Here is a 24,796-nt window from a genome sequence, read left to right as displayed (position 1 = left end):
CAAGCCTCTTGTCGCCGGCCGCGCCGGCCTTATTCCACCGTGACGGATTTGGCGAGGTTGCGCGGCTGGTCCACGTCCGTGCCCATGATCACCGCCGTATGGTAGGCGATGAGCTGCACCGGGATGGAATAGACCATCGGGCACACGGTCGCCGGCATTTCCGGCAGGATGAGTTTCTGCACCGCGTTCACCGTCGCCGCCTCGGCCCCCTTGGGATCGGTGATGAGGATGATCCGGCCGCCGCGCGCCGCCACCTCCTCCATGTTGGAGACGGTCTTGTCGAAGATGCGGTCGTGCGGGGCGATGACCACCACCGGCATCTTCTCGTCGATGAGGGCGATGGGCCCGTGCTTCAGCTCGCCGCCGGCGTAGCCCTCGGCGTGGATGTAGGAAATCTCCTTCAGCTTCAGCGCCCCCTCGAGCGCCAGCGGGTAATTGGTGCCGCGGCCGAGATAGAGCACGTCGCGGGCCTTCGCGAGGGTGCGGGCGAGCACCTCGATCTCCGGCGAGAGCTTCAGCGCCTCGGTCATCAGCCGCGGCACCTCCATGAAGGCGCGCACGAGGCGATGCTCGTCCTCCTCCGACAGCACGCCCTTGGCCCGGCCGAAGGCGACCGACAGGCAGGCGAGGGTCGCCAGCTGGCAGGTGAAGGCCTTGGTCGAGGCGACCCCGATCTCCGGCCCGGCGAGGATGGGCAGCACCACGTCCGCCTCGCGGGCGATGGTGGAGGTGGGCACGTTCACCACCGCCACCACCTTCTGACCGCACTCCTTGGCGTAGCGCAGGGAGGCGAGGGTGTCCGCCGTCTCGCCCGACTGGGAGATGACAATGGTCACCCCGCCGGGGGCCAGCGGCGTCTCGCGGTAGCGGAACTCGGAGGCGATGTCGGTGGAGACCGGCACCCGGCCGAACCGCTCGAACCAGTATTCGGCCACCGCGCCCGCATAGAGCGCCGTGCCGCAGGCGGTGATGGAGATATGCGCGATCTCCTTCGGGTCGAACGGCAGCTCCGGCAGCGACACGGTCTCGGCGGACAGGTCCAGATAGTGGCCGAAGGTGTGGGAGATGACCTCGGGCTGCTCGTAGATCTCCTTCGCCATGAAGTGGCGGTGGTTGCCCTTGTCCACGAGCAGGGCGCCGGCCGGCACCTTCTGGATGGGCCGTTCCACGATGCGCCCGGTCTCGTCGCGGATCTCCGCGCCCTCGCGGGTGAGGATGGCCCAGTCCCCCTCCTCCAGGTAGGAGATGCGGTCGGTGAACGGGCCGAGGGCGATGGCGTCCGAGCCGAGGAACATCTCGCCGTTGCCGTAGCCGATGGCGAGCGGCGAGCCGCGGCGGGCGGCGATCAGGAGGTCGGTCTGGCCGTCGAACAGGAAGCCGAGGGCGAAGGCGCCCTTCAGGCGTGGCAACACGGCGCCCACCGCCGCGATGGGCTCGCGGCCAGCGAGCAGCTCGCGATCCACCAGCTGGGCGACGATCTCGGTGTCGGTGTCGCTCTTGAAGGCGACGCCCTGCTCCTGCAGCCCCTGCTTCAGCTCGCGGAAATTCTCGATGATGCCGTTATGCACCACGGCCACGCGCTTGGTGGCGTGCGGATGGGCGTTGCGCTCGGAGGGCTTGCCATGGGTGGCCCAGCGGGTATGGCCGATGCCGGAATGGCCGTTCAGCGGATGCTTGTCGAGCTTCGCCTCCAGGTGGCGCAGCTTGCCTTCCGCCCGGCAGATTTCAAGATGCCCCTTCTCCAGCGTGGCGATGCCGGCGGAATCATAGCCGCGATATTCCAGGCGGCGGAGCGATTCCACCACCTTGTCCGCGACGGCGCTCTTCCCGAGAATGCCGACGATACCGCACATGGGCTCAAGCTCCCGCTGGTTCTTCTGCTGCCTGAGGCGGCCCCCGCCCGTTCCGCTCAAGGTGCACTGCAAAACTGAATGGACCGTTCCTCGAGGCGGCGGCGGCCGGGTTGCGTGAACCTGACCGGCGAATCCGTCTCCAAGTTCGGGAAAGAGAATGGGTTATCTAGCGTGGCGGGGCACGGAAAGCGCAATCACATCGCCTTTCGCTTCCTGTCAGCGCCAGGCCCGGCTCACGCTTTCGGCTTCGCCCGCTTCTCGCGGAACGCCTTCGCCCAGCCCTCCTTCACCACCTGGCGGCTGCGGGCGACCGCGAGGGCGTCCGCCGGCACGTCGGCGGTGATGACGGCGCCGGTGCCCACATAGGCCCCTTCCCCGATGGTGACCGGCGCGACCAAGGCGGAGTTGACGCCGATGAAAGCCCCGGCGCCGATCTCGGTGCGGTATTTGGCGAAGCCGTCATAATTGCAGGTGATGGTGCCGGCGCCGAGATTGGCGTTCGCCCCCACATGGGCGTCGCCCACGTAGGAAAGGTGGTTCACCTTGGCCCCGCTTTCAATGTGCGCGGCCTTGGTCTCCACGAAATTGCCGATGCGCACCCCCGCATCGAGCTGCGTGCCGGGCCGCAGCCGGGCATAGGGGCCGATGGACACCCCCGCCGCCAGCCGCGCCCCCTCCAGATGGCAGAAGGAGTGGATCACCACGTCGTCGCCGACGCTGACGCCGGGGCCGAACACCACGTGCGGCTCCACGATCACGTCGCGGCCGAGCACCGTGTCGGCGCTGAAGAATACGGTCTCGGGCGCGACCAGCGTCGCCCCCCCCGCCATGGCGGCGAGCCGCAGGCGCCGTTGCAGGATGGCTTCCGCCTCGGCGAGCTGGACGCGGCTGTTGACGCCGGCCACCTCGTCCGCCTCCGCCTCGGCGGCGACAGCGGTCAAGCCCGCGGCGCGGGCGATCTCCACCGCGTCGGTCAGGTAATATTCCCCCTTGGCGTTGGCGTTGCCGATGCGCTCCAGCAGCGGCAGGGCCTGCGCACCGGAAAGCGCCATGAGGCCGGCATTGCACAGGCGGATTTCTTTTTCCGCGGCGCTTGCATCCTTTTCCTCGCGGATGGCGACGAGCGCGTCCCCATGGGTCACGAGCCGGCCGTAGCCGGTCGGGTCATCGGGCACGAAGCCGAGGGCGGCCACGGCGGCGCCGGCCGCGAGCGGGGCGCGCAACAGGCCAAGGGTCTCCGGGCGAATCAGCGGCGTGTCGGCATAGACCACCAGCACGTCATCAGCACCCGCCGCCAGCGCCGGCCGCGCCGCCAGCACCGCATGGGCGGTGCCGAGCCGCTCGGTCTGCACGAAGACCTCGGCGTCGGGCACGATCCGCATCGCCTCGGCCGCCACGTCCTCGCGGCCGGGACCGACCACCACGGCGGTGCGCGTCGCCCCCGCCGCGCGGGCAGCGTCCAGCACGTGGTGCAGCATGGTGCGGCCGGCCACCTTATGGAGCACCTTGGGCAGGCGCGAGGCCATGCGCGTGCCCTCTCCTGCGGCGAGAACCACCACGAGCAGGCTTCGATCACTCATCTCGACACTCCTCGGCGAAGCGCTGTCCCCTTAGCCTGCCGGCGCCTCCAGCGGAAGCCGGGGGCAGGCGCGGCCGTTGAAGTTCCCGGCCCGTTCCCGCACGCGTCCCATCGCCGGGGCGCCGTGTTTCGCCCGCGCCCCGCGCCCGCCCACCTTGCGCCTTGCTACTGGACCGCCCCACCTTCATTCCATAAGAGCAGGCTGAGATCCGGCCTCGACACGCCTGCCGAAGAGACATCGCATGCCGAACGTCCCCTATTCCGAGCGCCCCCTCTTCCACCCGGGCCCGCGCACCCTCAACTGGCTGATCCCCCTCGGCATGGGCGCCGTGGGGTGGGCGATCTACATGCGCTACATGGTGGTGGAGCCGACCCTCGTCGCCCTCGCCTGCGAGGCGGGGCTGGAGAGCGTGGCGTGCTACGGCCGGGCGGCCGTGCTGGCGCTGTCCCTGTGGAACGTGTTCGGGGCGGTGGCGCTGGCGGTGGCCCTCATCCAGCTGCTCGCGCCCGGCCTTGCCACCTTCGCGGTGGGCCTGGTGTTCTCGGCGTTCGCGCTGGTGTTCCACAACGAGATCGCCGGCGCCCTCGCCGCGATGATGCTCATCCTTTCCTTTGCACGGCCTGGACCCGCCACAGCGTGAAGGACAGGACCAGGCACAGCACGCCGAACCAGGCCGCCTGCCAGTTGTCCAACGTCTCGTTGAGTGGCACGTAGAGGCCGGCGACCAAAAGACCCCACATGGCGACGGGCTCGGCGAGCCCCGCCCCGTCCCGGTCAGCGCGCCGCACCAGCATGGGCGCCGCCACGGCGGCGACGATGGCGGTGAGCGGAAAGACCGGGAAATCCTTGTAGCGCGGGTCGAACACCAGCTCGAACGCCACCGAGCCCACGGCCACGCAGGCCAGCACCAGCATCAGCGCGGCACCGATGGCGGGAGCCGGGGAAACCGGCCAGCGCCGGGCATCGAGCGCGACGGAGAACGGGGCGAGCCCCTGCCCCCGCCCGATCACCGCCGGCATCACCGCGAGCCCCGCCACCGCGACGGCGAAGATCCCGCCGTTGCGCAGCCATCCCACGAAGCCGAGGCTTTCCAGCGGCAGGGCCGAGACCGCCGCGCCCAGCGTCGCCCCGCCGCACAGGGCGATGGCGGCCACCGCGAACCAGTCGCCGGCCGGCATCGGATCTTCCCGCCGCCGGCCGGCGGCGAACGCGCTGCCGAAGACGAGGACGACGCTGGCGAGGCCGACCGCGATGTGCATGCGCCAGCCGGGAAAGTCGCTCACCGGCTCGCCCCACGCGAACTTCGGCGCGCGGGTGCCGGAATCGATGAGGCCCCAATGTCCGCCCACCGTGCCTTCGCTGCGCCGCTTCCAGGGCTGGTCGAAGGCTTCGATGACATTGACCCGGTAGCCCTGCCGCTTGGCCAGCTCCACCACATCGTGCATCACCCGCGCCTGGTTGGAGGGCGAGGGCAGCGCCTCCTCCCGCATGCGCCCGGCGCTCGGCCAGCCGGTCTCGCCGATGAGGATCTCCTTGCCCGGAAAGGCCTCGGCCATGCGCTGGCGGATCTCGTCCACGTGCGGGCCGGCTTCCTCGGCGGCGACCGGTAGGTCTTCCCAATAGGGCAGGATGTGGATGGTGACGAAGTCGACGTTCTCGGTGAGGCCCTTGTTGCGCTCCCAGAACTCCCACACGTCGGCATAGGTGACGGGAACCGGCGCAACCTGCCGCTTCACGCTGGCGATGACGTTGGCGAGCTCCGCCGCCGACATCTCGCCGCGCAGCAGCACCTCGTTGCCCACCACGACGGCCTTAACCACGTCGGGATTTTCCTGTGCAAGGCGGATGCCGGTGTCGAGCTCGAGGCGGTTGCGGTCCACGTCCGGCCCGAGCCAGATGCCGAGCAGCATGGTCAGGCCGTGCTTGCGGGCGAGCATCGGCGCCTTGTCGAGCCCCTTCTCGGTGGCATAGGTGCGCACGCAGGAGGTGATCTGCGCGAGCTTCGCGAAGTCCTCGTCGATCTGCGCCTCGGGAATGACCAGTTCCTTCTGGAACGGCGACTGGCCGTCGCGGAACGGGGCATAGGAGACGCAAGGCAGCTTCTCGCCCGCCGCCAGCGGCGACGGCGGCATGGCGACCGGCCGGCCGACCCAGGTCCACAGGCCGGCGATCAGGCCGGCGACCACGAGCGCGAGCACCAGCGGCAGCCGCACGGAGGAAGGCATCGAAACTCCGAATAGCGTTGAAGAGGGCCCCGCCGCCAAATAGAGCCTCCGGGGGGCCGTGTGAAGCCTGCACGCGGGGCCGCGGCGGGCGGCCATCCTCTTCCCCGCACGCCGTCATGCTGACAAATTCGCCGCCATCTCCTAACCTGTCGGCGCGGACGAACCGCCCTCCCTTTTCGAGACAATGACCCACATGCCACGCTTCCGACTTCCGCTGCTCGCGGCTGCCATCGTCCTCGCCTGCCTTTCCCCGGCGGCCGCCCAGAGCCAGCCCAGCGACCAGAAGCCCGGGACCGAGACCCTGACCCCCGAGCAGAAGGCCGCCGCGGAAGCGCAGCGCCGTTCGGTGGAGGAGTTCAACGAGGCGGCGAAACTGCCCGGCACGGCGGGTCTGCCCGAATGCGTCTGGACGGGGCGGCGGATCGCCGCACTTTTGTGGCGGGACGACATCGACACCGCCCGACGCCACCTCGACATGTACGAACGGTTCGGCTGCCCCACCGAGCACCTGAAGCTGGCCTTCCGCTGCCTCGTGCGGCAGGGCAACATCGATCCGAAGGCGCAGGAGCGCCTGGGCGGCCGGGTGCACCAGTGCTGGGTCAATCCGGACTATATCGCCGCCGCGCAGCCGGCCGCGCAGCCCGCCGCGCCAGCGCCGGCGCAGCAATAAGATCATCGGCGGGTCATGGCGGTGACGCAACGTTGTCGAAGACCCGCCATGATCGGGATTTATATCCACGTCTGAGCATGTTAGTGTCTCGACGCATTGCAGCGTAAATATCTGGTTAACGCGGCGGTGCCGACCTTGGGGCAGGTCGAAAGAGTGCCCTGAACCCGTCTTCCGGAACCCTTCGCCTTAAGCCAGCGTTCAGGGTTCGAACTTCCCGATTTGGGTGGGCATCGCCATGCGTCCCGGTCTTGCTGCTGCGGCAGCGGTCATTGCGGTTGTGACCTCTTTCCACGCCGCGATGTGGCTTTCCCTGCGTCCCGAGGCGACCGCTCCGAACGTGACGGACCGCTTCCAGAGCCTGTCCTTCGCGCCCTTCAGCCGAAGCATGAGCCCCGAGGGCGAAGCGCCCACCAATGCGGCGCAGATCCGGTCCGACATCAACGCGGTGGCCCCCTACACGCGGGCCGTGCGGACCTATTCCTCCACCAACGGCAAGGAACTGATCGCCCCCATCGCCGGCGAGCAGGGCATCAAGGTGACGGCCGGCGCGTGGCTGAACCGCGAGACCGACAAGAAGACCGGCGAGGTCATCGCGAAGGCGCGGGAGGCCAATCAGCGTGAACTTGCCGGGGTGGTCGATGTGGCCCGGCAGAACCAGAACGTGCAGGCCGTCGTGGTCGGCAACGAGACGTTGCTGCGCGACGACATGAACGACGAGGAGCTCGCCACCCTCATCCGGTCCGTCAAGCGCCAGGTGAATGCGCCGGTGACCACGGGCGAGATCTGGAACACCTGGCTCGATCACCCCAAGGTGGCGTCCTCGGTCGACTTCATTCTCGCGCATATCCTGCCCTATTGGGAGGACGTGCCGGCGAACCAGGTGGTTGACTACACCATCAACGCCTACAACCGCCTGCGCGCCGCCTATCCCGGCAAGCGCATCGTCATCGGCGAGTTCGGCTGGCCCTCGCATGGCTTCAACCGGGGCGCATCGGTGCCCGATCCCATCGAGCAGGCCAAGATCATCCGCGATTTCGTGGCGCGGGCGGACGCGCTCGGCATCGAGTACAACATCATCGAGGCCTTCGACCTGCCCAAGAAGCAGAACGAAGGCTCGGTGGGCCAGTACTGGGGCGTGTTCAATGCGGACCGCCAGCTGAAATTCCCGCTCACCGGCCCGATCTTCGACCATACCTACAACCAGACCGGCACCCTTGCCGTGCTGCTCGGCGTGCTCTTCGCCCTGCCCCTGCTGCGCATGCGCGACCTTACGGTGTCGCAGGGCTTCGTGCTGGCCGCGGCCGCGAGCGGCGTCGCGGCGTGGCTCGCGCTGGTGGTGGACTACTGGCTCAACCACTACGTCACCGGCGGCGACTACATCACCCTCGCCCTCAGCGTGGTGATGCTGGTGCCCCTCGTGTTCGTGCTGCTCTACCGCGTCGAGGAACTCGCCGCCGTCGCCTTCGGCCGCGGGCCGGCGCGGCTGGTGGAGGCGCAGAAGCTGGGTGCGCCGTCGCGCTTCCCCAAGGTGTCCATCCACGTGCCCGCCTATCGCGAGCCGCCGGAGATGCTGAAGCAGACCATCGACGCCCTGGCGCGCCTTGAATACCCGAACTTCGAGGCCATCATCATCGTCAACAACACGCCCGACCCGGCGATGGTGGAGCCCGTGCGCGACCACTGCGCGCTGCTGGGCGACCGGTTCAAGTTCATCAATGCCGAGAAGGTCTCCGGCTTCAAGGCGGGAGCGCTGCGCATCGCCCTGGAGGCGACCGCTCCCGACGCCGAGATCATCGGCGTGATCGACGCGGACTATGTGGTGACCCCCGACTGGCTGAAGGACCTGGTCCCGGTGTTCGACGACCCGACCGTCGGCCTCGTCCAGGCGCCGCAGGAGCATCGTGACGGCGCGCGCAGCCCGCTGCACGAGGCCATGAACCACGAATATGCCGGCTTCTTCGACATCGGCATGGTGCAGCGCAACGAGGACGACGCCATCGTCGTGCACGGCACCATGTGCCTCATCCGCCGCGCGGCCATGATGGAGGCCGGCAACTGGTCGTCGGACACCATCTGCGAAGACACCGACCTCGGCCTCTCCATCGCCGAGAACGGCTGGAAGACGCACTATACCCGCAAGCGCTACGGCTACGGCCTGCTACCCGACACCTTCGAGGCCTTCAAGAAGCAGCGCCACCGCTGGGCCTATGGCGGCTTCCAGATCATCAAGAAGCATTGGCGCCGGTTCCTGCCGAACAACTCGCGGCTCACCACCGCGCAGAAGCGCCACTTCATCCTCGGCTGGGTGTCCTGGCTCGGCTCGGAATCAGTGGGCGCCTTCATGGCAATCGCGTCGCTGGCCTTCGTGCCCTTCGTGCTCCTCTTCGGCGTCTCGGTGCCGGCCCATGTGCTGACCCTGCCGATCCTCGTGACCTTCCTCGTGTACCTGATGCACTTCGTCAGCCTCTACCGGCTGCGGGTGGCGACCTCGCCGCTGCGCATGTTCGGGGCCGCGCTGGCGGCGAGCGCGGTGCAGTTCACGGTGGCCAAGGCGGTGCTCGACGGCTTCCGCTACAAGGACCTCGCCTTCGCCCGCACGGCCAAAGGCAACAACTGGCTGGCCGGGGCCGCCCGTTCCTTCCCGGCGCTGCCGGAGGCGATCCTCGGCGGGCTGCTGCTGGTCTCCGGCATGGTCCTGCTGGTGCTGAACAACTGGCCGGGCCTCGCCTTGACCAAGAACGACTGGAAGCACATCCGCGAGATCGACCTCTACGGCGTCGCCCTCATGGTGCAGAGCCTGCCGTTCGTCGCCGCCGCCGTCATCGGCCTGTTCGAGCCCTCGCGCCTCAACGACTTCGCCACCTGGCGGGCGATCGGTGCGCGGCTCTCGGCCGTGCCGCGCCGCCTCGGGATCACCCCGCCGCCGGCGGTGGCGGACTGACCTGCTGCGGCTCCAACCCCTGAAGACGCCCGGCCCCGTGCCGGGCGTTTTTCCTTCGCAGAGGCTCTCCACCGGCCCTCGACCGGCAGATGCTCCGACTGGGCGTGGCCAGGCGCTTTCACACCTCGACGCTTTCTCGTTTCGTTGAATCGCCCGGACGCCCTAGAATCCCCGCATGCCGCTCCGTCTTCGCGCCGGCCGGCACCCGCGTCGATCGAGAATACTCCGGGCCCATGACCCAAGCGCCTGAGGACCCCCGCCCCTACGCCCTCATCCTCGCCGGCGGCCTTGGCCGGCGGATGGAGGCCGAAGCCCTCGGCGCGCCCGCCAAGCCCCTCGTTCCCCTCGCCGGCCGGCCGCTCATCACCCATGTCATCGAGCGGATGCGGCCCCAGGTGCGCGAGCTGTGGATCAACGCCAACACGGCGGGCGACGCCTTCGCGGCGTTCGGCTGCCCGGTGCTTCCCGACAGCATCGCCGGCTTTCCGGGGCCCCTCGCGGGGGTGCTGGCCGGCCTCGACCACCTTGCCGATGTCGCCCCTGATGCCGACCTGCTGACCGTGCCGGCGGACACGCCCTTCCTTCCGCCGGACCTGGCGCAGCGGCTGGTCGGGCGCCGCCGGCAATGCGGAAGCGTGGTCTGCGCCGGCTCGGGCGGGCAGCGTCATCCGGTGATCGCAGTGTGGCCCGCCACCGCGCGCACCGCGCTGCGGCAAAGCCTGACGATGGGACGTCTGAAAGTCGGGCTTCTGCTGGAGCACCTTAACGCCGTAACAGAGAACTGGGACACCACGCCCGACGACCCATTCTTCAATGTGAACACGCCGGAAGAGCTTGCCATTGCTCAGATTCGCGCCTCTGCCCGGCAATGAAGCATGGTCACGCTTGCGGCAGGATTGGGGAGGGTTTAGGACTGCGAGATGGCAGCTTCGCATTCGCGAAGATGCCGGAGCGGAGACGGACTTGCCGCTCGGAGAACCGGACGGCCACCTCCGGCCTCCGCGGAGTTCCGGTTTCTGTCCGCCCAAAGGATGAGGGATCCATGGACGCCACCACCAACACCGGCGCAAAAGCGGCCAAGCTGAGCCTGGGGGAGAAAAGCTGGGAACTTCCGATCCACGAAGGCACCATCGGGCCGGACGTGGTGGATATATCCAAGCTCTATGGCCACACCGGGATGTTCACCTACGACCCCGGCTTCACCTCCACGGCCTCCTGCGAGAGCAAGATTACCTACATCGACGGCGACGAGGGCGTGCTGCTCTATCGCGGCTACCCCATCGAACAGGTCGCCGAGAACGGTGACTTCCTCGAGACTTGCTATCTCCTGCTCTACGGCGAGCTTCCCACCGCCGCCCAGAAGGCCGAATTCGACAGCTCAGTGACCCTCCACACGATGGTTCACGAGCAGATGACACGCTTTTTCCAGGGCTTTCGCCGCGACGCGCACCCCATGGCCATCATGGTGGCATCCGTCGGCGCGCTGTCCGCCTTTTATCACGATTCCACCGATATTTCCGATCCCACCCAGCGCCTGATCGCATCCATCCGCATGATCGCGAAGATGCCGACGCTGGCAGCCATGGCCTACAAGTATTCCATCGGCCAGCCGTTCGTTTATCCCAAGAACGAACTCGACTACACGGCGAACTTCCTGCACATGTGCTTTGCGGTGCCGTGCGAGGAATACAAGGTCAACCCCATTCTCGCGAAGGCCATGGATAAGATCTTTATCCTCCATGCCGATCACGAGCAGAACGCGTCCACCTCCACCGTGCGCCTTGCCGGCTCCTCCGGCGCCAATCCCTTCGCCTGCATCGCCGCCGGCATTGCCTGCCTGTGGGGCCCCGCCCACGGCGGCGCCAACGAGGCGGCGCTGAAGATGCTCGCCGAGATCGGCTCGGTCGATCGCATCCCGGAATACATCCGGCGCTCCAAGGACAAGAACGATCCGTTCCGCCTCATGGGCTTTGGACACCGGGTCTACAAGAACTACGACCCGCGCGCCAAGATCATGCAGCAGACCTGCCACGAGGTGCTGACCGAGCTCGGCATCAAGGACGACCCGCTGCTGGACGTGGCCGTGGAGCTGGAGCGCATCGCGCTCTCCGACGACTATTTCATCGAGAAGAAGCTCTACCCGAACATCGACTTCTACTCGGGCATCACGCTCAAGGCGATGGGCTTCCCCACCACCATGTTCACCGTGCTGTTCGCCCTCGCCCGCACCGTGGGCTGGATCGGCCAGTGGAAGGAAATGATCGAGGATCCGAGCCAGCGCATCGGACGTCCCCGTCAGCTCTATACCGGTGCCGCCCAGCGCGACTACATCGCCATGTCCAAGCGGAAGTGATCGCTTCGGACCGGAGCGTTCACATCGGAGAAAAAAGCGCGGCCTCCGGGCCGCGCTTTGCGTTTTGACGTGGCCTGATCGAGGCCGGCCCTCAGGCCGCCGGCAGAATGCCCGGGCGCCCGGTGCGGGCGAGGTGCAGCACCACCTCGGCGGCGCGCGCGCTGGGGCTCGGCCCCCGGATGCCGAAGATGGCGTCGAAGCGGGCGAACGCCGCCTCCTGCCGCGCCCGCTCCGGCGTGTCGGCGAGCAGCCCCGTGAGCGCGCCGACCAGCGCCGGGACGGTGCAGTATTCCTGCAGGAATTCCGGCACCACATTCTCCCCCGCCACCAGATTCGCCAGGATCACCGTCGTGCCCTGCAGCACGCGGCGGCCGATCTGCGCCTCCAGCCAGCCGATGCGGTAGGCGGCCACGTGCGGGATGCCCGCCAGCGCCAGCTCCAGCGTGACGGTGCCCGAGGCCGCCAGCGCCGCCCGCGCGCCGCGGAAGGCCGCGAGCTTCTCGGCTTCCGAGGTGACGATGCGGGGCTTCAGCGGCCAGTCGGCGACCGTCTCCCGCACCAGCGCCTCGAGGCGCGGCAGGGTCGGCAGGACGAGTTCCATGGGCTGCGAGCGCCCCACCTCGGCGAGCGCGGCGCCGAAATCCCGGCCCAGCCGCACGATCTCGCGCCGGCGGCTGCCCGGCAGCACCAGCACGAGCGGCGGCTCCGCCCGCCGGCGCGCTGCTTCCGCCTGCGACGGGCGCAACGCGTCCAGCCGCTCCAAGAGGGGATGACCCACATAGAAGGTGGGCGGCCCCCCAGCCGGCGGTGCACCTCGGGCTCGAACGGCAGCAAGGCGAGGAGCGCATCCACATAGGGCCGCATGGCGGGCGCCCGCCCCGGCCGCCAGATCCAGACGGTGGGCGAGACGTACTTCACGATCGGAATGTCCGGGTTCGCCGCCCGCACCCGCGCCGCGACGCGGTGGGTGAAATCCGGCGCATCCACCAGGACCAGCACATCGGGAGGATCCGCGAGGACCGCCGCCACCGTCTGCTTCAGCCGGCGCAGGAGAATGGGCAGCCGGCCGAGCACGGCGGCGATGCCGATGGCGGTCAGGTCGTCCATGGGAAAGAGGCTTTCGAGCCCCGCCGCCGTCATGCGCCGGCCCCCGACGCCACGGAACGCCATATCGGGCACCTGCGCCGCCAGCGTTTCCATCAGGGCGCCGCCGAGTTGGTCGCCGGACTCCTCCCCCGCCACCATGAACACGCGCAGCGGCTTGCCCGGCGCCCCGCGCACCTGCGCCCCCGAACTCATGCCGCGTCGCCCCGGCCCATGCCGAACACGAACAGGCCAGCCGAGTCGGCGGCAGAACCCAGCGCCTGGGCATCCGGCACGATGGCGCCGCCGGCCTCGAAGGCGATGCCCGCGAGCCCTGCTTCCGCCGCCCGCTCCACCGTGGCCGGACCGAGGGAGGGCAGGTCGACGCGCCGGTCCTGGCCCGGCTTCGGCGCCTTCACCAGCACGCCGCGCCGCGCGGGGATGCGCAGGCGGCCGGTGCGGCGCATCTCGCCGTAGCGCGCGAGCATCTGGTCGGTGCCTTCCGCCGCTTCCACCGCCACGACGAAGCCGTCGACCACGATCACCCCCTGCCCCACGTCGAACGGCCCGAGGGTGCGGATCAGGTCGAGCCCGCGCGCCATGTCCGCCCGGTCCTGCGCCGTGGGCGCGAGGGCGCCCAGCACGCCCTCCGGCAGGAGCAGGCGCGGCACCGCCTCATGCGCGCCGATGAGGTGGAAGCCCTGCTCGGCCACCAGGCCCAGCACGCCGGACAGGAGATGATTGTCGCCCCCCCGGAACAGCCGGATGATGCGCGGCAGCACGCGGAGCATGGTCCAGTCGAGGCCGAGGTCTGACACCCGTGGGCGCGTGAGCGCGCCCACCATGACCAGGTCCTTCACCCCACGCGCCTTCGCCAGCGCGGTGACCGAGCCCAGCGAGCCGAGGCGGAACCAGTGGTGGGGATAGCGCTCCAGCGCCGGGTCGGCGAAGCCGCGAATGAGGAAGAGCAGCACCTCCCGCCCTTCGGCCACGACCGCGTCGGCAACGGCAGCGGGAAATGCGCCACCCCCGGCGACGATGCCGAGGGGACCCGTCCCGGACGGGCGCTTGCCGATCGGTCCTTCACCGGGCGCGGACGGCCCCTTCGGCTCACCTCCGGCCGGTCCCGGGCATGATGGCTCATCGGACGGGCCGGGCGCCGGATCCGTCTCCCGCCCGTTCTGCCCCGGCAGGCTCACGCCTCACTCCTCCTTGATGACGCCCCGCGAGGGCTGGCAGAGGGGGCGCTTGCGATCGGCGTCGATGAAGCCCAGCACGGTGGCGGCGAAGGGCGACTGCGCCTCCTTCTCCCGAACCCGCGCGAGGCGCTCGTCGAACGTTCCCTCGCCGAAGAACAGGTCGCGATAGACCGCCCGGGCCTCGTGCATCTCGGCCTTGCTGTAGCCGCGGCGCTTCATGCCCACCACGTTGAGGCCCACGAGCTTGCCGGCCTGGCCGAGCACGTTGCCGAACGGGATCACGTCCTCGCGCACGCCGGTGAGGCCGGAAATCATGCACTGGGCGCCGATGCGCGTGAACTGGTGGACGGCGCACTGGCCGCCGAGGAAGGTGAAGTCCCCCACGCTCACATGGCCGCCGAGCACCGCGTTATTGGCGAAAATCACCTGGTTGCCGACCGCACAGTCGTGGCCCACATGGGAGCCGGTCATCATCATGACCTGGTCGCCGATGCGGGTCACGCCAACCCCGCCGGCGGTACCGGTGCTCGCGGTGACGTGCTCGCGCAGCACGCATTCCGCGCCGATGTGCAACTCTGTGCGCTCGCCCTTGTAATGCACCGACTGCGGTGCCGTGCCGAGCGAGGCGAAGGGATAGACCACGGTGCGCGCGCCGATGGTGGTGACGCCCTGGACATTCACGTGTGAGAGGAGCTTCACGCCCGCCTTCAGCACCACGTCCGGACCGAGAATGCAGTAGGGGCCGATCTCCACGTCATCCGCGAGGCCCGCCGGGTTTTCCACCCGGGCGGTGGGATCGATCTTCGGCACTAGCTGTTCTCCACGATCATGGCGCCCACCTTGGCTTCGGCCACCAGCTCGCCACGCACTTTCGCTTCGCCCCGATACCACCACATGTTGCGGCGGCGGGAAATGCGGGTCATGTGGTATTCGAGCACGTCTCCGGGCACCACCGGACGGCGGAACTTGGCCTCGTCGATGGTCATGAAATAGACGAGGGAGGGCTTCTCGTTGTCCTTGCCCAGGACGCAGACGACGCCGGCGGTCTGCGCCATGCCCTCGATGATGAGCACGCCGGGCATCACCGGATTACCGGGAAAGTGGCCCTGGAAATGCGGCTCGTTGGCCGTGACGTTCTTGATGCCGATGCAGGAGAGGTCGGCGTCGATCTGCTCCACCCGGTCCACCATGAGGAAGGGATAGCGGTGGGGAAGGCACGCCAGCACCCGCTGGATGTCCGCGCTCTGGAGCACCTTGGTTGCGGCGTCCGCCCCCATAGACGTCGTCTCGGTCATTCGTCCGCTCCCTCCCCCTCCATGTCCTTCTCCCCCCGGCGCGCGCTCGCGGCGGCAAGGCGCTTGAGGGTCGTCACCTCGCGGAACCATTCGCGCACGGGCTTGGCCGGCGAGCCGCCCCAGCGCACGCCGGGGGGACGTCACCCTTCACGTTGCTGGACGCCGCGATCTGCGCGCCGGTGCCGATGGTGACATGGCCGACCACGCCCACCTGCCCGCCGAGCATCACGAAGTCGCCAAGCGTGGTGGAACCGGAAATTCCGGTCTGGGACACCACGATGCAGTGGCGCCCGATGACCACGTTGTGGGCGATCTGCACCAGGTTGTCGATCTTGCTGCCCTCGCCGATCACCGTGTCGGTGAGGGCGCCGCGATCGATGGTGGTGTTGGCGCCGATCTCCACCTGGTCCTGGATCACCACGCGGCCGACCTGCGGCACCTTCACGTGGCCCCGGGGCGAGGGCTGATAGCCGAAGCCGTCGGAGCCGATGCGCGCGCCGCCGTGGATGATGACGTCGTTGCCGAGGAAGGCATGGATGACGCTGGCGCCCGGCCCGATGGCGCAGCCCCGGCCGATGCGCACATGCGGCCCGATGATCGCCCCCGCGCAGATGACCGTTCCCGCGCCGATCTCCGCGCCGGGACCGATGACGGCGCCGGGGTCCACCGTCACCCCGTCCTCGAGCCGCGCCTTGGGATGCACCTGCGCCCCCGGGGCGACGCCGTCCTGGCCGAACACGGACAGCGGCCGCAGGGCCGAGGGAAACAGCCGACGCGTCACGGCCAGGAACGCCGCCGCCGGGCGATCGGCGATGAGCACGGCGAGGCCGTCCGGCGCCTTGCGGGCGAAGCGTTCCGAGGTGATCACCGCGCCGGCGCGGCTGGCGCCCAGCTTCTCGGCGTAGAGGAAGGTGTCGCAGAACGCGAGCTCCTCCGGGCCGGCGGTCTCGAGGGTGCCGACACCGACGATGCGCCGCGCGCCGAGCGCCTCGACCTCCGCATCCGTGGACGCGGCGATGCGGGTGCCGCTGAGGGCCGCCACCTCGGCGAGGGTGAGCGGCTCGGGTAGCGGGAAGAAAGCCTGTTGGCTCATCTGAAAACACGCTCGGGCGCCGGGAGGGTCGGAGAGGAACCTCCGCCCGCCGGCGCCCGCCTTGCGAAGGACAGGATCAGAAGCGCGTGCCGCCGGAGAAGCGGAACGCCTGGGTCTGGTCGTAGGCCGCCTGCGACAGCACCCAGGCATAGTCGAAGCGCAGCGGACCGAACGGCGACTGCCAGATCAGGCTCGCGCCGACCGAAGAGCGCACGGTGTTCTCGTCGTACACGCAGACGTTGCCAACCTTGTTGCTCGAACTCGCCGGGCAGGTCACGAAACTCGGGTTGCCGTAATAGTTGTTCTTGTCCCAACCAGGCACCGAGCGGAACGTGGTCGGACCGCCATAGTCGAACAGCGAGCCGGCATCGGCGAAGACCGCCCCCTTCATCCCGAAGTCCTTCGGCAGGAACGAGAAGGGGAACTGGATTTCCGCCGAGACACCCCAGTAGGTGGTGCCACCCAGTGCGTTGGTCTCGTCGTTCAGGCAGTTGTAGTAGATGGGCGAGTTCTTGTTCGTCGCCGCGCAGGGCGCGATGTCCCGTGGGCCGATGCCGGATGGCGCGAAGCCGCGCACCAGGTTCGGGCCCATGTAGAAGTTGTCGAGCACGTCCAGCTGCTCACCGCCCCACGAGCTCACATAGCCGGCCTGCCCTCGCACGATGAGCACCGAGTCGTAGATCAGCGGCGTGTAGTGCCGGACGTCGGCCGTGGTGCGGATGAAGTTCACGTCACCGCCAAGGCCGGCGAGGTCCTGCTTGAACTCCGCATACAGGCCTTGAGTGGGGTTAATGTTGTTGTCGAGACCGTTGTAGGACAGCGTGTAGCCCACTGCCGAGGTAATCGTCGCGCCCTGCGCCGCCGCATCGCGAATGGCCCAGGAGATGGAGTCCGCACAGTAGGCGTAATAGGCCGCCGTCGCCGTGTAGTCAGAGCAGAGATTGATGGACCGCTGGTAGAGGTTGTAGCGCAGCGCCAGCGTGATCTCGTCGGTGATGGGCAGGCCGAAGCGCAGGCCGCCACCCACCGTACTGGTACCATAGGGCGTGTAGCTCGTGGTGTTCGTCTCTTTCCAGTAGAGATCGAAACCCGCCGACAGCCGGTAACCGAGGAAGTAAGGCTCGGTGAAGGAGAATTCCGCACCCGAGGCATTCTGGCCAAGGGAGCCGGACACCTTCACGTACTGGCCGCGGCCGAGGAAGTTCTTCTCGCCCACCGAGATCTCGGCGATCACGCCATCCGAAGTGGAATAACCGCCGGAGATGGAGAACTCGCCCGTGGGCTGGTCTTCCACGTCCACCACCAGGATCACGCGGTCGGGGGCGGAGCCGGGCTCGGTGGCGATCTTCACCGTCTTGAAGTAGCCGAGGTTGCGCAGACGCCGCTCGGCGCGATCGACGAGCACCCGGTTATAGGCATCACCCTCGCCGATATCGAACTCACGCCGGATGACCCAGTCCCGGGTGCGGGTGTTGCCGCGGATATCGATGCGCTCGATATAGACGCGCGGGCCTTCCTCCACCACGAAGAGCACATTGATCTTCTTGGTCTCGAAGTCGCGGTCGCCGCGCGGACGCACCTGGGCGAAGGCATAGCCGCTCTTGGACACCTCGATGGTGAGGTTCTCGACCGACTTCTCGACCATCTCCGCGTTGTAGATCTGCCCGTCGGCGACGCGCAGCACGCGCCGGAGGGAGTCGGCGGAGACGTCGCGGATGTTGGAAACGATATCCACCTTGCCGAAGCGGTACTGCTCGCCCTCTTCCAGCGCGAAGGTGATGACATAGCCGTCGCCGCCCGGATCGAGCTCGGCCGTGGCCGCAACGATGCGGAAGTCGGCGTAGCCGTTCTTCAGGTAGAAGCGGCGCAGCAGCTCCTGGTCCGAATTGACCCGGTCCGGATCGTAGATGTCGGTGGACTTGATGAAGGACAGCCAGTTGGTGGTCGTCGTCGAGATGACGTCCTTCAGCTTCCAGTCCGAAAAGGCCTTGTTGCCGACGAACTTGATGTCCTTGACGCCGGTCTTCTTGCCCTCGGTGATCTCGAACACCAGGTCCACGCGGCCGTTGCCGCGGTCGATGGTCACCGGGTTGACGCGCACGTCGTCGCGGCCGGAACGGCGATAGACCTCGATGATGCGCTGCGTGTCGGCCTGCACGGTGGCCTTGGACAGGGTGCCGCGCGGCTTGGACTGGATCTCGCCCTCGAGCACCTCGTCCTTGAGCTTCTTGTTGCCCTCGAACGCGATCTTGTTGATCACCTCGTTCTCGGACACGCGCACGATGATGCGCCCGCCGGACTGGGACACCTGCACGTCGGCGAACAGGCCGGTCGCGTACAGCGCCTTCCAGGCCTCGTCCACCTTTGCGGGGCTGTAGGGACCCGGGCCGAAATAGGACCGGATGGTCTCGGAATCAACGCGGCGATTGCCTTCCACCACGATCGAGCTGGACTGAGCCGCGGCAGGAGTGGCCACGACAAGGGAACCGGCTACCGTCGAGCCCGCAACGCAAATGGCGAGACCCAGGGCGGCCGCCAGATTTCTCAGTACCCGGTGCGGAGCAGTCATATGGTGCGCAACCTTGAAAATTCGTGGTTCTAGAACCCGGTCGGCGAACCTTCCGGATTCTCGCCCTTCGTTGCTGCTTGTACAGGCTTTTACCTGCGGTGCAAACCGAAGCCCCCCTGGAGCCGGTCCTTTTCCGGCGACCGTTGCGCTCCCGCCACGACCCCGGTCCGAAAAATCAAAAACCGTTACATTGCAGGAATATGCAGCACGTCATTCCAGGTGGCGAAGAGCATCAGCATCAGCACCAGCGCAAGGCCGATCCGGAAGCCGATGTCCTGCGTCCGCGCGCTCAGGGGACGACCGCGCACAGCCTCGAAAGCGTAGAACAGAAGGTGGCCGCCATCCAACAGCGGGATGGGAAAGAGGTTAAGGATTCCGATAGAGACCGACAGCACGGCGGCCAGAGACAGGAGTGCGCCGATACCGAAGGTCGCGACCTTGGCCGAAACCTGGGCGATGCGGATCGGTCCGCCGAGCTGGTCGGCCGATTCCCGCCCGGTCATCAGGCCGCCGATATAATCGAAGGTGCGGGCCACCACGAACCACGTCTCCTGCACCCCCATGCCCACGGCTTCGACGGGACCGTAGCGGTGCGTCGTTACATCCGCCGTCGAGAGCGAGCGGGAAATGCCGAGCAGGCCGGTGCGGTGCACATTGCCGAAGGGGTCCTTCACCTCCTTCAGCTCGGGCGTGGCGGTGAGCGAGAGCTGCCGGTCGCCGCGCTCCACGGTGAAGGTCAGGGGCTCGCCCGCATGGCCGCCGACGATGCGCTGCATGTCGGAGAAGCTCTCCACCGGCGACCCATCGATCTCCAGCACCAGGTCGCCCGGCTTAAAGCCGGCCATCTCGGCGACGCTGCCGGGGTTCACCTGGTCCACCCGCGGCGCCGTCACCTGCTTGCCGAACACCATGAAGACAAAGGCGAAAATGGCGATGGCGAGGAGAAAGTTGGCGATCGGGCCGGCGGCCACGATGGCGGCGCGCCAGGCCACCGGCTGGAAGAAGAAGCTTTCCTTGCGCTCGGCCGGGCTCATCTGCGCCAGGCGCGTGGCATCCGGCGTGGAGGCGGCGTCCTCGTCGCCGAAGAAGCGCACATAGCCGCCGAGCGGCACCGCGGCGAGCCGCCAGCGGGTGCCCTTCCGGTCGGTGAAGCCGGCGATCTCCGGCCCGAAGCCGAGCGAGAAGGTGAGGACGCGCACGCCCGCGCGCCGCGCCACCCAGAAGTGGCCGAGCTCGTGGAAGAACACCACGAGAGTCAGCACGAAGAGGAAGGGAATCACATAGCCGAGGAAGTTGGACACCAGTCCGCCCAGGTTCACGCCGAGACCGGAAAGCACATCCATCATCCCGTATTCCTCATTTCCCGCCGACACCACGGCACCCGTTCAGGTCCGCATCGCCGGCTCGCGGAGGGCGCCGCACGCCCGGAATCCGCCTTTGCCACGCTTGCCCGATAATGGGCTGGAGGTGCTCTTAGGATGCCTTTGCGGCAAACTTAGGCAAGAGCGCTTCGGTCGCCCGCCTCGCGGCGGCATCCATGTCCAGGGCCTCGGCGACGCTGGCCGGTGCCGGCCCGCCATTGATGCGATCAAGGGTTGCAGCCACCGCATCGGTAATACCGTAGAGACCGATGCGTCCCTGGAGAAAGGCGGCCACCGCGACCTCGTTGGCCGCGTTGAGGGTGGTGGATACCGCCCCGCCCGCCTCCATGGCCGCGCGCGCCAGTCGCAGCGCCGGGAATCGGTCCGCGTCGGGCGCCTCGAAGGTGAGTCGGCCGAGGGCGACGAGATCGAGACGGCGGCATGTGGTGGCGATGCGGTCGGGAAGGCCGAGGCAATGGGCGATGGGCACGCACATGTCCGGAAAGGCGAGCCCCGCCACCACCGAGCCGTCGATAAAGGAGACGAGGCCGTGCACCACCGACTCGGGGTGCACGATCGCCTCGAAGCGCTCCGCCGGCAGGCCGAACAGGTGCTGGGCCTCGATCAGTTCGAGGCCCTTGTTCATCAAGGTGGCGGAATCGATGGTGATCTTGGCGCCCATGGACCAGTTGGGGTGCTTCAGCGCATCCTGCGGCGTCGCCCGGGCGATCTCCTCGCGGCCCTTCAGCCGGAACGGACCGCCCGAGGCAGTCAGCGTCACCTTTTCCACGTCCCGGCGCGGGCCGGCCGCGAGGGCCTGGAAGATGGCGTTGTGCTCGCTGTCCACCGGCAGGATCTCGGTGCCGAGGCGCGCCGCCTCGGCCATGAAGAAGGTGCCGGCCGCCACCAGGCATTCCTTGTTGGCCAGCGCGATGCGCCGGCCCGGCGCGAAGGCCGCCACCGTGGGCGCGAGCCCCGCCACCCCGACGATGGCGCTCACCACCACGTCCGCCTCGCGCGCGGCCGCCTCCAGCACCGCGGCGGGACCCGCCCCGCTCTCGATGCCGGTGCCGGCGAGGGCATCGGCCAGAGCGCGGCCGCCGGCGGGATCGGCCAGCGCGGCGAAGCGCGCGCCGAGCGCCTGCGCTGCCTCGGCCAGGGCCTTGGCGTCCTTGCCCCCGGCCACCGCCTCCACCCGGAACAGGCCCGGCGCATCGGCGAGCAGCTTGGCCACGCTGTGGCCGATGGAGCCGGTGGCCCCGAGGAGGGAAAGGCGTTTCATGTAAACGGTCCTACCACAACAGGAGCCCGGCCGCCGGATCGGCCGCGGCCCGCACGAAGGCGATGCCGGCGGCGACTAGGGAGGCCGCCGCGAATCCGTCCAACCGATCGAGAAGGCCACCATGGCCGGGAATGAGACGGCTCGCATCCTTGACGCCGAACAGGCGCTTGGCCGCGGATTCGGCAAGGTCCCCCAGCTGGCTCACGATGGAGAGCAGCAAGGCGAGGCCGGCGATCACCCAAAGCGCCGGCAGCCCGGCGAGCGCGGCCACGATCACCCCCGCGAGGGCACCGCCCAGCGTGCCGCCGATGGCGCCCGACCAGGTCTTGTTGGGCGACACGCGCGGCCACAGCTTCGCCCCGCCCAGGGCCCGACCGCTGAAATAGGCGAGGATGTCCGTCGCCCACACCACCGCGCACAGGAACAGCACCGCCACGAGCCCGAGCTGCGAGGTGCCGCGCAGCGCCACCACCGGCAGGGCGGCACTGGCCGCCACCAGCACCCCGCCCATGGCCCAGCCGGACTGCCGCGGCACGGCGAAGGTGCAGGCGGCCGCGCCGATCGCCACCAGGCTGAACGCGTAGGCGGCCTCGCCGGCCACGATCAGCGCGCCGCCGCCGGCGATGGCGAGGCCGCCGATGCCGAGGTAGGCGCGGCGATGGTCGAGCCGGGCGAGGCCCGTCCATTCATGGAGAATCGCAAGGCCCGCGAGCACCCACAGGATGGCGAAGGCGATGCCGCCGAGGAAGGCGGCGGCGAGCACCAGCGGCACCAGAACGAGCGCAGAAAGGGTCCGATGCTTGAGATCCGCGCCAAAGTTCACGGGCGTCAGGGTCCGGGGCAATTGGTGACGCCGCCGAACCTGCGATCGCGCCGGGCATATTCGTCGATGGCCGAGAGCAGCGCGGCCTTGTCGAAATCGGGCCAGTAGATGGGCAGGAAGACGAACTCGGAATAGGCCGCCTGCCACAGCAGGAAGTTTGACAGCCGCTGCTCGCCCGAGGTGCGCACGATGAGGTCGGGATCGGGGATGCCCGCGGTGTCGAGCCGCTGGGAGATCATCTCCACGTCCACGTCCTGCGGCTTCAGGCGTCCGGCGGCCACATCCGCCGCGATGCGCGAGACCGCGCCGGCGATCTCCTGCCGCGAGCCGTAGTTGAACGCCACCACCAGGGTGAGGCCGGTGTTGCCGCGGGTCATCTCCTCGGCTTCCGCCAGGAGGTCGCGGATCTCGGGCGAGAGATTCGCCCGCTCGCCGATCACCTTCACCCTGACGTTCGCCCGGTGCAGCTCGGCAAGGTCGTGGCGCAGGAACAGCTTCAGGAGCCGCATCAGCTCCGTCACCTCCCCCACGGGGCGGGACCAGTTCTCCGAGGAGAAGCTGTAGATGGTGAGGAAGCGGATGCCCACCTCACGCGCGGCGCGCACGCACCGGCGCAGCGCCTCCACCCCGCGCCGGTGGCCTTCGATGCGCGGCAGCTTGCGCGCGGCGGCCCAGCGCCCGTTGCCGTCCATGATCACGCCCACGTGCACCGGCACGACCGCCGGCGCCCGCTCGGGGGCGCTGGCGTCGCCCGTCGCGGCGCGCAGGGTCATGGCTTGCTCAGGGCTCACGCGTGGCTCCTCAACCTGGCTCCTCAGACCGAAAGGATTTCCTTTTCCTTCTGGGCAAGCGTCTGGTCGATCTCGGCAATGGCGTCGTCGGTGGCCTTCTGCACGTCCTTGGACAGGCGGTCGATGTCATCGGAGCTCATCTCGCCGTCCTTTTCCACCTTCTTCAGGTGGTCCATTCCGTCGCGCCGCACGTGCCGTACCGCGACGCGGGTCGCCTCGGCATATTTATGCGCCACCTTCACCAGTTCCTGGCGCCGCTCCTGGTTGAGCTCGGGAATGCGCAGGCGCAGCACCTGTCCCTCGGTGGCGGGGTTGAGGCCGAGGTTGCTGTCGCGAATGGCTTTCTCCACCGCGTTCACCATGCCGCGGTCCCACACCTGCACGGAGAGCAGGCGGGCCTCGGGCACCGAGACGGTGGCCACCTGGTTCAGCGGCATGCGCGCGCCGTAGGCCTCGACGGTGATCGGATCAAGCAGGCTCGCGGAAGCGCGGCCGGTGCGCAGGCCGCCAAGCTCGTCCCTGAGCACGCCGATCGCGCCCTGCATGCGGCGCTTGATATCGGCCATGTCGAAGGTCCCGGTGGTCATGGCTATCCTCTGTCTGTTCTCAGGGCGCATTCCTTTCGCACGGAAACGCTTCTGTTTCCATGCGGACGCAAGGTCGCCCTCTCGTCATGGATCATTTTCCGGATCATCCCGGATTGCCGCTGGGGCGCTCCATGGCAGCCCGAAGGCACGCCCCCCGCCGGAAAGACGTAACCAGATACCGTAAACGGCAGGAAATGATCGCACCTGCGCGACCACCCCAGGTTCGTCCGGCCATGCTGCGCCCCATCGCCCGAAACTTTTAGATAAAACGCGTCGTCCCGCGTCCAAGGATGGCCGTCGAAGACGCTCCGCCCCCGTCGATCAGGGGGCGACCACGGTCACGCGGCCCTCGCCTCTGGCCGCCGACGCGATCGCTCCCGGTTCGCGAATGGAGAACACGATTATCGGCAATGCCGCCTCGCGGGCAAGGGCGAAGGCGGCGGCATCCATCACCTTGAGGTCGCGGGCGAGCGCCTCGTCATGGGTGATGCGCTCGTAGCGGGTCGCCGCGGGATCAAGCTTTGGGTCGGCGGTGTAGACGCCGTCCACGTTGGTGGCCTTCAGCACCGCGTCGCAGTCGAGCTCGGCGGCACGCAGCACCGCGCCGGTGTCGGTGGTGAAATAGGGATTTCCGGTGCCGCCGGTGAGCACCACGATGCGGCCGCGGCGCAGATGGCGCATGGCCGGCTGGCGGGCATAGGGTTCGCATACCGTGGGCATGGGGATGGCGGACAGCGTGCGGGCCGGCGCGCCGGCGGCCTCCAGCGCCCGCTCCAGGGCGAGGCCGTTCATGACAGTGGCGAGCATGCCCATGTGGTCGGCGGTGGCGCGGTCGAGGTTTTCGTCCGCCACCCGCGCGCCGCGCAGGATGTTGCCGCCGCCCACCACCACCGCCACCTCGCAGCCGGCGGAGCGCGCCGCGACGAGGTCGCGGGCGATACGCGCCACGGTGGCGGGATGCAGGCCGAAGGGCTCCGGGCCCATCAGGGCTTCGCCGGAGACCTTCACCAGGATGCGGGGATAGGGCAGTCCCGGTGCCGCGTACGGCACCGTGGGTTCGGGATAGTCCGAATCGTCCGAGACGGAAGCGG

Annotated in this window: 18 protein-coding genes and 2 pseudogenes; 5 read left to right on the top strand and 15 right to left on the bottom strand. The window is 68.5% G+C overall.

The window, feature by feature from the left end; all coding sequences use genetic code 11:
- Nucleotides 1-29 precede the first annotated feature (29 nt).
- Nucleotides 30-1,853, bottom strand: a complete 1,824-nt coding sequence (gene glmS / locus EZH22_RS18700; RefSeq protein ID WP_203192003.1) for a glutamine--fructose-6-phosphate transaminase (isomerizing) — start codon at nucleotides 1,851-1,853, stop codon at nucleotides 30-32.
- Nucleotides 1,854-2,086: 233 nt separating this feature from the next.
- Entirely contained in the window at nucleotides 2,087-3,433 is a 1,347-nt protein-coding gene (gene glmU, locus EZH22_RS18695; RefSeq protein ID WP_203192002.1) for a bifunctional UDP-N-acetylglucosamine diphosphorylase/glucosamine-1-phosphate N-acetyltransferase GlmU, read from the bottom strand.
- 241 nt (nucleotides 3,434-3,674) lie between these two features.
- On the opposite strand from glmU, the gene EZH22_RS18690 reads away from it, so the two are divergent.
- On the top strand, nucleotides 3,675-4,073 hold the full coding sequence (locus EZH22_RS18690; protein ID WP_203192001.1) for a hypothetical protein: 399 nt from the start codon (nucleotides 3,675-3,677) through the stop codon (nucleotides 4,071-4,073).
- On the opposite strand, the gene EZH22_RS18685 is transcribed toward EZH22_RS18690, so the two are convergent.
- Nucleotides 4,033-5,658, bottom strand: a complete 1,626-nt coding sequence (locus EZH22_RS18685) for a glycoside hydrolase family 17 protein (RefSeq protein ID WP_203192000.1) — start codon at nucleotides 5,656-5,658, stop codon at nucleotides 4,033-4,035. The genes EZH22_RS18690 and EZH22_RS18685 overlap by 41 nt on opposite strands.
- A 193-nt stretch (nucleotides 5,659-5,851) precedes the next feature.
- Between EZH22_RS18685 and EZH22_RS18680 the strand changes: the two genes are divergently transcribed.
- The 4 genes from EZH22_RS18680 to gltA all read left to right on the top strand — a co-directional run bounded on the left by EZH22_RS18680 (nucleotide 5,852) and on the right by gltA (nucleotide 11,622).
- Nucleotides 5,852-6,328, top strand: coding sequence for a hypothetical protein (locus tag EZH22_RS18680; RefSeq protein ID WP_408647613.1), 477 nt, complete (start codon nucleotides 5,852-5,854; stop codon nucleotides 6,326-6,328).
- A 235-nt stretch (nucleotides 6,329-6,563) separates the two neighbouring features.
- Complete coding sequence (locus tag EZH22_RS18675; protein ID WP_203191998.1) at nucleotides 6,564-9,269, top strand: glycosyltransferase; 2,706 nt, start codon at nucleotides 6,564-6,566, stop codon at nucleotides 9,267-9,269.
- Between the two features lie 233 nt (nucleotides 9,270-9,502).
- A complete protein-coding gene (mobA, locus tag EZH22_RS18670) occupies nucleotides 9,503-10,141 on the top strand; it encodes a molybdenum cofactor guanylyltransferase MobA (RefSeq protein WP_203191997.1) in 639 nt (212 codons plus the stop codon).
- A gap of 170 nt (nucleotides 10,142-10,311) precedes the next feature.
- On the top strand, nucleotides 10,312-11,622 hold the full coding sequence (gene gltA, locus EZH22_RS18665) for a citrate synthase (protein ID WP_203191996.1): 1,311 nt from the start codon (nucleotides 10,312-10,314) through the stop codon (nucleotides 11,620-11,622).
- A 91-nt stretch (nucleotides 11,623-11,713) separates the two neighbouring features.
- On the opposite strand, the pseudogene lpxB reads toward gltA, so the two are convergent.
- From lpxB to pyrH, 12 genes and pseudogenes are all read right to left on the bottom strand, one after another.
- A pseudogene (gene lpxB / locus EZH22_RS32930) lies at nucleotides 11,714-12,921 on the bottom strand (lipid-A-disaccharide synthase).
- A complete protein-coding gene (gene lpxI / locus EZH22_RS18655) occupies nucleotides 12,918-13,904 on the bottom strand; it encodes a UDP-2,3-diacylglucosamine diphosphatase LpxI domain-containing protein (RefSeq protein WP_231711034.1) in 987 nt (328 codons plus the stop codon). Before lpxI ends, lpxB begins: the two are co-directional and overlap by 4 nt.
- Before the next feature lie 3 nt (nucleotides 13,905-13,907).
- Nucleotides 13,908-14,714: an acyl-ACP--UDP-N-acetylglucosamine O-acyltransferase gene (lpxA, locus tag EZH22_RS18650; protein WP_203191995.1), complete on the bottom strand. Its 807-nt coding sequence runs from the start codon at nucleotides 14,712-14,714 to the stop codon at nucleotides 13,908-13,910.
- Nucleotides 14,714-15,199 carry a 3-hydroxyacyl-ACP dehydratase FabZ gene (gene fabZ, locus EZH22_RS18645; protein WP_203191994.1) on the bottom strand — a complete coding sequence of 162 codons (486 nt, stop codon included), beginning with the start codon at nucleotides 15,197-15,199 and terminating at the stop codon, nucleotides 14,714-14,716. Before fabZ ends, lpxA begins: the two co-directional genes overlap by 1 nt.
- Nucleotides 15,196-16,292, bottom strand: a pseudogene (lpxD, locus tag EZH22_RS18640) (UDP-3-O-(3-hydroxymyristoyl)glucosamine N-acyltransferase). Before lpxD ends, fabZ begins: the two are co-directional and overlap by 4 nt.
- 76 nt (nucleotides 16,293-16,368) lie before the next feature.
- A complete protein-coding gene (bamA, locus tag EZH22_RS18635; protein ID WP_203191993.1) occupies nucleotides 16,369-18,861 on the bottom strand; it encodes an outer membrane protein assembly factor BamA in 2,493 nt (830 codons plus the stop codon).
- Nucleotides 18,862-19,046: 185 nt separating this feature from the next.
- Entirely contained in the window at nucleotides 19,047-20,204 is a 1,158-nt protein-coding gene (rseP, locus tag EZH22_RS18630; protein ID WP_203196619.1) for an RIP metalloprotease RseP, read from the bottom strand.
- A 130-nt stretch (nucleotides 20,205-20,334) separates the two neighbouring features.
- On the bottom strand, nucleotides 20,335-21,504 hold the full coding sequence (gene dxr, locus EZH22_RS18625) for a 1-deoxy-D-xylulose-5-phosphate reductoisomerase (protein ID WP_203191992.1): 1,170 nt from the start codon (nucleotides 21,502-21,504) through the stop codon (nucleotides 20,335-20,337).
- Nucleotides 21,505-21,514: 10 nt separating this feature from the next.
- The gene (locus tag EZH22_RS18620; protein ID WP_231711033.1) at nucleotides 21,515-22,327 is read right to left on the bottom strand and encodes a phosphatidate cytidylyltransferase; all 813 of its coding nucleotides are present in this window, start codon (nucleotides 22,325-22,327) and stop codon (nucleotides 21,515-21,517) included.
- 5 nt (nucleotides 22,328-22,332) lie between these two features.
- The gene (locus EZH22_RS18615; RefSeq protein WP_203196618.1) at nucleotides 22,333-23,100 is read right to left on the bottom strand and encodes an isoprenyl transferase; all 768 of its coding nucleotides are present in this window, start codon (nucleotides 23,098-23,100) and stop codon (nucleotides 22,333-22,335) included.
- Between the two features lie 41 nt (nucleotides 23,101-23,141).
- The gene (gene frr, locus EZH22_RS18610) at nucleotides 23,142-23,705 is read right to left on the bottom strand and encodes a ribosome recycling factor (protein ID WP_203191990.1); all 564 of its coding nucleotides are present in this window, start codon (nucleotides 23,703-23,705) and stop codon (nucleotides 23,142-23,144) included.
- 321 nt (nucleotides 23,706-24,026) lie between these two features.
- The gene (pyrH, locus tag EZH22_RS18605; protein WP_231711553.1) at nucleotides 24,027-24,689 is read right to left on the bottom strand and encodes a UMP kinase; all 663 of its coding nucleotides are present in this window, start codon (nucleotides 24,687-24,689) and stop codon (nucleotides 24,027-24,029) included.
- Nucleotides 24,690-24,796 lie beyond the last annotated feature (107 nt).

It is taken from the genome of Xanthobacter dioxanivorans, assembly GCF_016807805.1.
GTDB classification, from domain to species: domain Bacteria; phylum Pseudomonadota; class Alphaproteobacteria; order Rhizobiales; family Xanthobacteraceae; genus Xanthobacter; species Xanthobacter dioxanivorans.
This window is presented reverse-complemented; position numbering and strand designations above follow the sequence as displayed.